Source organism: Gluconacetobacter entanii (assembly GCF_003206495.1).
GTDB lineage: Bacteria > Pseudomonadota > Alphaproteobacteria > Acetobacterales > Acetobacteraceae > Novacetimonas > Novacetimonas entanii.
The window spans coordinates 1-8,900 of the sequence record NZ_NKUF01000068.1 but is presented as its reverse complement, the minus strand read 5'-3'; the positions used below and the strand labels follow the sequence as shown (position 1 = coordinate 8,900).

General features: G+C 62.3%; 9 protein-coding genes and 1 pseudogene. 1 reads left to right on the top strand and 9 read right to left on the bottom strand.

Annotation, left to right across the window (positions count from 1 at the left end):
* A partial coding sequence (locus CFR72_RS15475) for a transposase (RefSeq protein WP_146220757.1) occupies nucleotides 1-262 on the top strand: 262 nt, incomplete at its 5' end.
* Nucleotides 263-277: 15 nt separating this feature from the next.
* Here CFR72_RS15475 and CFR72_RS15470 read toward each other — a convergent pair.
* The 9 genes and pseudogenes from CFR72_RS15470 to CFR72_RS15430 all read right to left on the bottom strand — a co-directional run.
* The gene (locus CFR72_RS15470) at nucleotides 278-1,582 is read right to left on the bottom strand and encodes a DUF1173 family protein (protein WP_014106808.1); all 1,305 of its coding nucleotides are present in this window, start codon (nucleotides 1,580-1,582) and stop codon (nucleotides 278-280) included.
* Complete coding sequence (locus CFR72_RS15465; RefSeq protein WP_110914699.1) at nucleotides 1,579-3,921, bottom strand: type IV secretory system conjugative DNA transfer family protein; 2,343 nt, start codon at nucleotides 3,919-3,921, stop codon at nucleotides 1,579-1,581. The genes CFR72_RS15470 and CFR72_RS15465 overlap by 4 nt, the downstream gene beginning before the upstream one ends.
* Before the next feature lie 3 nt (nucleotides 3,922-3,924).
* Nucleotides 3,925-4,536 carry a hypothetical protein gene (locus tag CFR72_RS15460; protein WP_110914698.1) on the bottom strand — a complete coding sequence of 204 codons (612 nt, stop codon included), beginning with the start codon at nucleotides 4,534-4,536 and terminating at the stop codon, nucleotides 3,925-3,927.
* Nucleotides 4,511-5,692, bottom strand: a complete 1,182-nt coding sequence (locus CFR72_RS15455; RefSeq protein ID WP_014106811.1) for a secretion/conjugation apparatus DotM-related subunit — start codon at nucleotides 5,690-5,692, stop codon at nucleotides 4,511-4,513. The genes CFR72_RS15460 and CFR72_RS15455 overlap by 26 nt, the downstream gene beginning before the upstream one ends.
* Nucleotides 5,689-6,198, bottom strand: coding sequence for a lytic transglycosylase domain-containing protein (locus tag CFR72_RS15450; protein ID WP_014106812.1), 510 nt, complete (start codon nucleotides 6,196-6,198; stop codon nucleotides 5,689-5,691). Before CFR72_RS15450 ends, CFR72_RS15455 begins: the two co-directional genes overlap by 4 nt.
* Nucleotides 6,195-6,617 (bottom strand): hypothetical protein, encoded by a 423-nt coding sequence (locus CFR72_RS15445; protein ID WP_023524151.1) that lies wholly within the window; start codon nucleotides 6,615-6,617, stop codon nucleotides 6,195-6,197. Before CFR72_RS15445 ends, CFR72_RS15450 begins: the two co-directional genes overlap by 4 nt.
* The gene (icmT, locus tag CFR72_RS15440; protein ID WP_014106814.1) at nucleotides 6,614-6,862 is read right to left on the bottom strand and encodes an IcmT/TraK family protein; all 249 of its coding nucleotides are present in this window, start codon (nucleotides 6,860-6,862) and stop codon (nucleotides 6,614-6,616) included. The genes CFR72_RS15445 and icmT overlap by 4 nt, the downstream gene beginning before the upstream one ends.
* Entirely contained in the window at nucleotides 6,862-8,025 is a 1,164-nt protein-coding gene (locus tag CFR72_RS15435; protein WP_014106815.1) for a type IV pilus twitching motility protein PilT, read from the bottom strand. Before CFR72_RS15435 ends, icmT begins: the two co-directional genes overlap by 1 nt.
* Nucleotides 8,022-8,804: pseudogene (locus CFR72_RS15430) on the bottom strand (type IV secretory system conjugative DNA transfer family protein); the annotation flags it as partial. The gene CFR72_RS15435 and the pseudogene CFR72_RS15430, both read right to left, overlap by 4 nt.
* Between the last annotated feature and the right edge of the window lie 96 nt (nucleotides 8,805-8,900).

Sequence of the window (8,900 nt, the reverse complement as noted above, 5' to 3'; positions counted from 1 at the left end):
CGCCATGGGAAAATGGACCCTCGAAATCATCAGGCGGTCCGATACGACGAAGGGCTTTCAGATCCTGCCGCGTCGCTGGGTGGTGGAACGGACATTCGCCTGGCTGGGACGGTGCAGGCGGCTCGCCAAAGATTGGGAAAAGTCCATTGCGTCCTCAACCGCATGGACATTGATCGCCTCGATCCGCATGCTCACACGACGGACAGCAAGGCATTGTCAAGCTTGGAAAACTTTCGGATCGGGCTCTAAGGCAGCCAAGTGAAGAAGTCACCCTGTTTTATCTCAGCCTGCCTGATGGAAAAGGCGGCATCCGGCTCCCTGTTGTCGCATCCCATGACCACCATCCACCCGCTCCGAAGGTCGCGTCGTAGTAATTTTCCTTTTCGGCTCGTCTGGTAGCGTAGGCCTCGTCCGTGCGACCGAAAACTTCCATTGGATATCCGTCATTCCGCGCCGTGTCCTGCAGGATGAAATCCGGGAAAACGAGATCCCGTTCCGCGTCGAAACGCAGTGGTTTTTCGAATGCGCGTCCCGCTGCCACGAGGGCATCGGCTACCGCCAGTTCATGGCTGCTTTCGAAAGGAAGCATGCTGCGAGAGACGGTCATCAGGGCACCGGTCCTGACTTCCGCCTGGATCCAGCCCCTCCACCGGCTATTGGGGGCTAGGATGTTTCGCGCCGTCACATAGAGCAGCGCTACAACATGTGCCTGCCGCGCCGCTTCGGGCAGGGCGAGCGTGGCTGCCGCCAGTTGGTGCGACCGGGCAAGACGGTTCCTCTCGGCCGCAGGCACTGTCAGAAAGCAGCGGTAACCGTCGCGCTGTCCGCTCAGGGCCATCGTGAAATTGCCCCTGGGATCTGGTTCCAGAGCCTCCACGAACCCGATCAGGAACAGATGGTTTTCCTGTCCTTCTGTCCTGACAATGGCATGGAGACGCCGTCCGAACTTTTCATGCCCTGGGGCAACAGGGCATAGAAGATCGGAGATCAGTCTGCCCTGCGCCCGGATCCTGGTTCCGGCAGAGGCAATCCGACCCAGGGCCACCGTCAGTGTGCGGTGTCTGGCAAATTGCGGCCGCCATTCGGTCAGCCCCGCCCGTTCCCACAGGAGATGGAGCAGCCCGAGAGGCGTCATCCGGCGCTGTCGCGCCTGTCCGGGCTGATCTGAAGCAGGCAGTGGCGTGTCATCGACTGGCCGGGGTGGCCCCTTGCGGCGCAGGCCGATCGACAGGGTCACAGCGACATCCCCATCCTCACCCTCGCGAATTACGCTATTGACATAGCTGGCGCGCCCACTTTTCTTCGGATCAGGCTTGTAGAAGGGGCATGTCTTTTCGTGCAACGGCCCTTCATTTGGCCAGACGGCGAGGTGATAACTGTGACTGTCCGCCCGGTAACGGATCTGTAGAGGCAATGAGGCCCCGCGATGCTGGCACAGGCATCGCGCCTTGTCAGAACGCTCCGCGCTCCGGCTCTCATCATATTTTGCCTTCAGGCGGCGTTCCCAGCGCTCCGGGTCGGTCCGGCGCCATTCGAGCTGGAACCTTTCCCCGCCGGGAAGGATGATGATCGTGCCGGTCATGCCGAGGTTTTTTCTCGCAATATCCTGATCTGGGCGAGGATTTCCTTCTCGGTCATCCCGGTGCTGGCAGCGCCCTCCTTCGATGCGCCTTTTGTCATCGCGTCCCTGACACCCAACATAAGCAGTGCCTGACGCCGGGCTACACCAGGCTGCCGGTCCACGCGGCGTTCAATAGCCTCCAGGCGTCCAAGCAGGTGACCGTCGATGGGAGGTATGGTGCGGGGCTGTGTCCGAAAACCGGGTTTCGGGATGGAGGCAGCGTGACGCAGCATATAGGAAAATGGTGTCAGCATGTCTGTTCCGGCTGCGTGCTCATTCTCTTCATCGTCATTGGCGGTCGCAACCCGGCGTGGTGCGGCGGCGACTGCTGCACCAATCTGTGCAAAATTGCACAGGATGTCTTGAGAACCTGGACCGAGGCGGTCGACTGCTTCCTGGAGTGCGCGAACATCCGGCTCGTCGTGTACCGTGGTCAGTTCAGACTGAAACAGGCCGCCTTCGATCGTCGCGAGGAGGGCGAGCAACTGCTGGTCCGGGGGCACCCGATTCAGGTCCAGCGGCGCTGCAAGCATGACCGGCTGAGCCATGCGGATCGCGCCTGACCGCCCATTGACGGCGGCAAAGAACGTCTTCGAATGGACGATGCGACCGGCATACATCGTTATGGCCTCGCCCTCGATGAGTGACTGAAGGTCTGCCCAGGGAATACGGGCGACTTCCCGGACTTCGGCGCCCCGTCCTTCCCGGTAACTTCCGGCGGAGTTGCCTTCAAAATGCGTGGCTTGACTGACCTCGATCCGATCGGACTGCTTTTCGATCCACTCGCGCGTGCGCATGGCATCCTGCAGGCGCATGGCGTGGGTGAGGTTGGCGTTGCCGAGCAGGGTAAAGGCTTTGTCGCCGATGCGTGTCGTAAGACCCGGAAGATCCTGAAACCCCAGCCAGAACATGCAGTTCAGGCCGCGTCCCATGGCCAGCTGCCGGTCCATGCCGTCCGTGACGTAGGCGGAGAGTTCGTCGTAGAAAAAATGGAACGGCGCGTCGCCGCTGCCTGCCTTGAGCTTGAAGACCTGCTCGGCGGGGCCGTCAAGGCGGGCGCCAAGAAGCTGGGCCATGACGCCGCGGCCGGCCGCGACCACGATCTTGCCCAGTCCGGCCAGCGTATCCGATGAATTCTCCAGCGCGGGCAGCGTGACGACGAGAATGCGGCGGTTCAGCACCACATCGCGCATGTCGATATCAGGGATCTGGGCGCGGAATATGTGCCCGAGACTGACGCCAAGCTGCGTGAAGACCCGGGTGAAATACATCTTGGCGTAGCCATGCTGCTCGCTCGGTTTGTTTTCTTTCTGCTCATTCCACGCCAGAGAGGAATCATATCCTGGCAGTTCGCCCAGATAGGCCTGGGCCGGATAGAGGATGTCGTCGGGAATTTCGGGCACGCTGATCTCGATGGGGTGATCGAAGCCGGGATTGCGGATCAGGAATACGCGATGCCGGGCCATCGTGCCGATCCAGCGCAGTTCCATGGCGTAGCGCATGGTCTCGATGTTGATCGGCACGCCGTGGGTGTCGCGCATCCAGGTCAGCACTGGCGCGATCGTGCCGGCAAGGCCGACAGCACGGTCCCGAAAGACGCCGTTGGCGTCATTGCTCGACGGCTCACCAAGCTGGCTGACCAGCATTTCACGGATGGCGTCGGCGTTGCCGGTCGCAAACGGATTGAACGTATTGGACTGGCGGATGCCGCTTGCGGTCAGAAAATTGAGATTGAGCACCTGGTCGTCCAGCCCGAAGCGGCGGGCAAGCGCCAGTACATCGCCGTGGACCGTGTTGTCACCCTTGCCGTCGATCAGGATGAACCCGGATCCGTGCGCAAGAGGATTGGCCAGCAGGGAGATGGCGGATGTCGTTTTGCCTGCACCCGTTGTGCCTGGCACGGCGGCGTGCTGGCGCCCCGCGTCGGATGAAAGCCAGAGTTGCTGGCCAGTCAGTCCGTCCGTTCCAAGATATATGATGCCTGCCGCCGCTCGCGGCCGACGGGTTTTGGGGTCAAGATCGTGTTTGTCCTTCAGTCCGGAATATCTGGGCAGATGAAAAGGCAGCACGGGTTGGCGGGTCATGACCCAGAGCGTCAGGCAAAGGGCGAGGGGAAAGGTGATCCCGACGATCGCGGGAGCCAGCACGCTGAGCCCTGCCAGAATCATGAGGGCGAACCCGGAACTGCTGGATTGCAGCTCTTCGGCGATCCGGACCGTGAAGGGACGCGTGTCGCGATAGGTAGAGCCGTGTTTCAGTTGCTGGTGGACCTGCGGCCCGCCGATCTCGCGCTTCACCATGCGTCAGTCTTCCAGCCCGAAAGGAGATTTTCCCGTGTCGATCATGGGCGCCACGGGCGCGGTTGGTGCCGTGGGGGAAACCGGCGCCGTCGGCGCTGTCTGCGCGCTACCTGGGGGTTGCGGATAAGTGACGACGGGCCGCTGCGTCATGATGCGTCGTGCGGCATCGATTTCCGCGCTCGCCGGGTGACCGTCGGGATTGCCGACCACATTCCCGTCGACCGGCATGAGTGCGCCCGGGACATAGGTTGAGCGGCCCCCTGACGCGCCTTCGTCCGTCATGGGCGAGCCGGAGAGTGGGGGTAGAATTGCAGGCGGTCGTAGCATGCCAGCGGGCCCCGTGTCGGGAACAGCGCGGTCGGAAACCATGGCCTGACGTGTGCCGATGATCAGGATGGCGGCCAGCCCCCCGGCGATGAGCGCGGGCAATGCCTTTTTCAGGCGCCCGCGTCGTGCTGCTGCCGTTTCTGGTACAGTCGGTGCCGCATCGCTTGTCTTCGTCTGCCCGAAATCAGATCCGAGATGGAGATGGAGATGGAGTGGCTGTAAGCCTGTCCCGTCGAGTTCAACGGTGATGGGAGCCCGGCCATCAGCGTGGAGGATGATACGGGTCATGGGAAGATCCTTGTGCTTCGGGCATCGGGCGCAGGATGGCGAGTGCGTTCTCAACCGCAGGGATGTAGATCGGACGCTGGTAGCGCCGTTCTTCGCTCCAGTGCGCACGCGCGCCGGCGGCCTCGATGCGGGGATTGGGATGAAGGTCTTCGGCCGGGATTTCAGCAGGAAAGCCGAGTGAGTGCAGCGCGTACCACAATGATCGGTCGATGAGCTTCACGATGGCGAATGAGGAGGGTGCCAGTACGCCCGCCTGCCGCCGGGCCTCGTGCAGCAGGGTCATGAGCGCGGTCACGCTCCATCCGCTGCGCTCGCAGACCGTATCGATACAGTTTTTGATTTCCTTGTCCTGCAGGGCAGAGCGGGCGCTTCGCACAACGGACTCTGGCACCGTGAGCGGCGCCAGCGGACCATGGGGACCATCAAGGCCAGCGTCGGCCAGGCAGGCAGAGAGTTCACCAAGCAGGGCGAGGGCTTCCCGGCGCCTCTGGAGGTAGTGCATCGCAAAGGCAACGAGAAGCACCTGTTCGACAGGGGACGCGGCGTGGATGCTGGACCAGTGGCGGCCCAGCTGGCGCGTGAACGCTTCGAGCGCGCCGGTTTCACTGTAGCGGTCCTGTGCATCGACAGCGAAGCGCGCGCGCCATTCGGCACGTGTCAGGGCCGGGTCCGCGGGCAGGGGAGTACCATCCGTAGGCGTTACAAGCCTGTCCAGTCGACGTCGGACGAAGCCTTTCAGTGTCGGAAACATTTCTGCCTGGACTGCGATCAGACCTTCCAGATCGAGCGCCTTTGCAAAACGGCCGGGGGCAGCACGCCACATGCATAACCCGCCCATGAGCGCAATCACGATGGCCACCGGCCATTTCAGGGCATTGCCCAGGATCGCAAGGCCATAATAAAGCTGGATCGCCCGCACCAGGTCCGGTCGATATTGTGCGGCCTGCAACTGGAACCGCAGGCGCATCAGGTCGGGATCGGACGTATGCAGCAGGTTGATCTGCCCCAGCATGGCCCGCAGATAGAAGGCCGTGATCTGCGTATGCCACAGGCTCCAGGCCATGTAGCTGAACAGCAGGACCCCGACGATGATGATGATCGAGGAAAAGAGCAGATAGTCATCGCTGGATGACCATGGGACGCGGTTTGTGCTCATGAGCGATCGTCCCTGCGGCTTCTGGCCATCATCGTGAGGGCGATGTCGTAGAAACGCCGGAGATAGGCGTTGCCATGGCGTGGGGTATGAGAGTGATAGAATGCCACGGCCTGCCAGAGGTCGCCGTGTGCCTCGTGCATCGCCTGACCAAGGATCCAGGCGCCTGCCTCGATATTGGCGCACGAACTGTCGCGCAGCGCCGCATATGTTTGCGCGGGCGTGCTGTGCCATCGCCTCGCGATGCGATCAACCCATGTCGTGTTGACCTGCATCGGTCCGAGATCCGCCGTGCCGTTACCGTTCGGGCTGACCATTCCGGGACGGCCGGCCTCGACATAGAGGAGGACGAGCAGCACGCCACGGGGCACACCGGAGATTTTTGCCGAAGCCTCCAGACACGTTGCAATCTGGCGGCCATTTTCTTCGATGCTCGTGGCGCGGGCGGTCGTGCTGGCGACAAAAAAGGGAAACGCCCCGAATGCCGCCAGAGCGAGACGGGGGATCATGTCGCCCCCTGCAAGGTCGGCGCGACATCAGCGATCCGGCCATGGGCTTCGCCCCAGAAGTCGATCAGATGATTGAGGACCAGCGCGTCGTCCATCTCCGCAAGCCTCATCGTGACATCGATCAGACATAACATCACGACCGTAAATGAACCGGCGCGCACCTTGCGGACGGCATAGCCGAGCGCGCTGTCGGGCGTCCTGCTGACATCAAGGGCAAAGCCCGTTCCCGTCAGTTCCAGCCACTGGGTTTCGGCACTGATCAGGAAAATGGGCAGATAGGCTTCAGGGTGTGCCGCGTCAGCCGGTGATACGACCACCCGTTTTCCGGTGCCACGGTCCAGCAGTTCAATCGGCTTGCCGATTTTGGCCAGAAGCCGTGTCTGCGCCGCACTGATCGCCGCCAGGTCGATCGCGCTCATGAGAACCGCCTCCTTTGCCATGTCGGCAGGGCGGTGCGGACCGGCCCGATGAGGAAGCGTCGCATGGAGCGTATCGCGGCCGGCAGCGTCAGCCCGAAAAACGAGATCGTGCCGAAAAACACCACGCCGAAGACCCCGATCAGCAGGGTGGTGAGGCTCCAGTGTGTCACGGAGATGAGAATGGGAAAACAGGCGCGGGCATCGAGAATGAAAACCCGGACAGGATAGGCCGTTGCACGCCACATCACGCGTCTCTCCTTTCTTCCGCCAGAGCGGTGTCTTCGGTGATCAGATCGGCATCAAGCAGTTTGCGGATGGCCTTTCCGAAAGACTGGCCCTGCGCCTCGACCGCGTCGGCCACGACGTCCGGCCAGTCTGTTGGCTCGGTCCGGGTCAGCTTGCGGCGCAGATCACGATCGAAGGTGAGGAATTCGCGGATCGCAACACGCCCGCCGCCCTTGCGGGGCACAAGGCGCTGGTTGATGCAGAACCGGAGCGCCTGAGCGAGGGCCGAGACGAGGTTGTCACGTTCCGAGGGCGGACAGAGCGCGATCGCGCGCTGGATCATGAGGGAGACGCTGTCTGCATGCAGCGTCGTGCCCAGGATACCGCCCATCATGGCGATATTGATGGCTGCATTCATGGTCTCGCCGTCCCGACATTCCGTGATGATGCCATCGCTCATCTCGCGGCGTGTCAGGCTGCGGGTGAACGTGGGAAAAGTCAGGGTAGGAGGGCGGATCTCCGTCTGGCTGATCCGCGAGCCTGAAGGCGGTCGCAGGTCGTCCAGCAGGAACTCGATGGGCTCCTCGCCAGTTGCCATGTCGCAATACACGGTCGGGTCCATGAGTTTTTCGATGGCAAGCCCGAATTGCAACGTGGTCTTTCCGGAACCGGTTGCCCCACCAAACAGGACCATGCCGCTTTTGAGCCTGTTCGTGTCCCGGATTTCCTGTTCGACCATCTGCTGGTCAAGGCTTGCGGGACGCGCGGGGATCGGACGCATGACGACGTGGACGCCGCTGCCCCGCTTGACCGAAATGGGTGAAAGATTGATCCGGAAACGCAGATTGACCTTGCGGTCCAGTGCCACGCTGTAGGCCGTATCGAGGATATGGCCGACACCAAGCATGGCCATCCCGTCAGAGGCATAGACATGGCCGACGATATCCGCAAGCGCGAGGGAGTCCGTCGCTTTACATGTGGCGTAGCGGATCACGCCGTGCACCTTGATCGTGACCGGATGGCCGGTCTTGATGTCGATGCGCGAGGCGCCGAGGCCATGCGCCCAGCGAAGGAGGGAGTCCAGCCCCGGCGCGTTACGCCGTCGCTCCTCGACCCAGGCAAACGCTTTCCTGCCTTCATCCGGCCAGCGTTCGTCGGTCGTGACGGGGATGGTGATATTCATCGGCAATGCTCCGGATAACCGTAGTCGCTTCCGCGCCGGACGTGGCCCTGAAGCCCCGGCTGGCTCGCGATCCGGATCGTGCGGTCATTGAGGTGGAGGGTGTCTCCTCCTCCCACGGCGTCCTGGTGCTCGAACACGACGCGCGGTTCTTCGACGCGCCCGGCGTTCAGCAGCACCCGGTAGCGGGCCATGCCGGTAATGTCGCGCTGCAGGCGCGACAGGTCGGAGAGGAAGATCTCGGTTGCCTGCTTTTCTCCATCTGCCCAGCCTTCGGCCACCCACTGGTTCCAGTGTGACACTTCCGCCTTTGTGCGGGGCAGGGCCGCGGCTACCGGGTGATGCGGTTTGCCCCATGTCCGGACGAGATACGTGCGCCAGTCCGGGGGCGCGGATGTCAGTTGTGCCTCCCGGGTGATCTCGAAAACACATTCTGTCTCGTGCGCCACCTGGCCGGTGTCATTGAGCGCGAAGGCCATCTGTGCCTCGGTGACGATGGGGGGCTGCATGAGGGTCTGGCCACTCCCGATCGGAAGCACGATCGACCGGAAATCATAAGTGGCGTCGAGTGTCTCCTCATGGCGCCGCAGCATCTCGTTGATGGCGAATGCCCGGGCGGCCAGACCGCCCTGCGCGCCGTAAATATGCGCGGCTTCCCGAAGCTGGGCGCTTCGACCGGGTTTCAGGTCATCTCCTAGCTCGTCATTGGGGCGGGTGTTCTCAAGGGCCTCAAGAGAGGGTGGCGCTTCGCCGCCGACCACCTCGTCGAGCGTTGAGGCCCCTCACATGAGGAGTTTCACGTCAATGGCCACTTTCACTGCGAGATCATTTTTTCTTCTCCGTGTTTTGGATCCATGGTCTGAGCCTGTTTAACGACT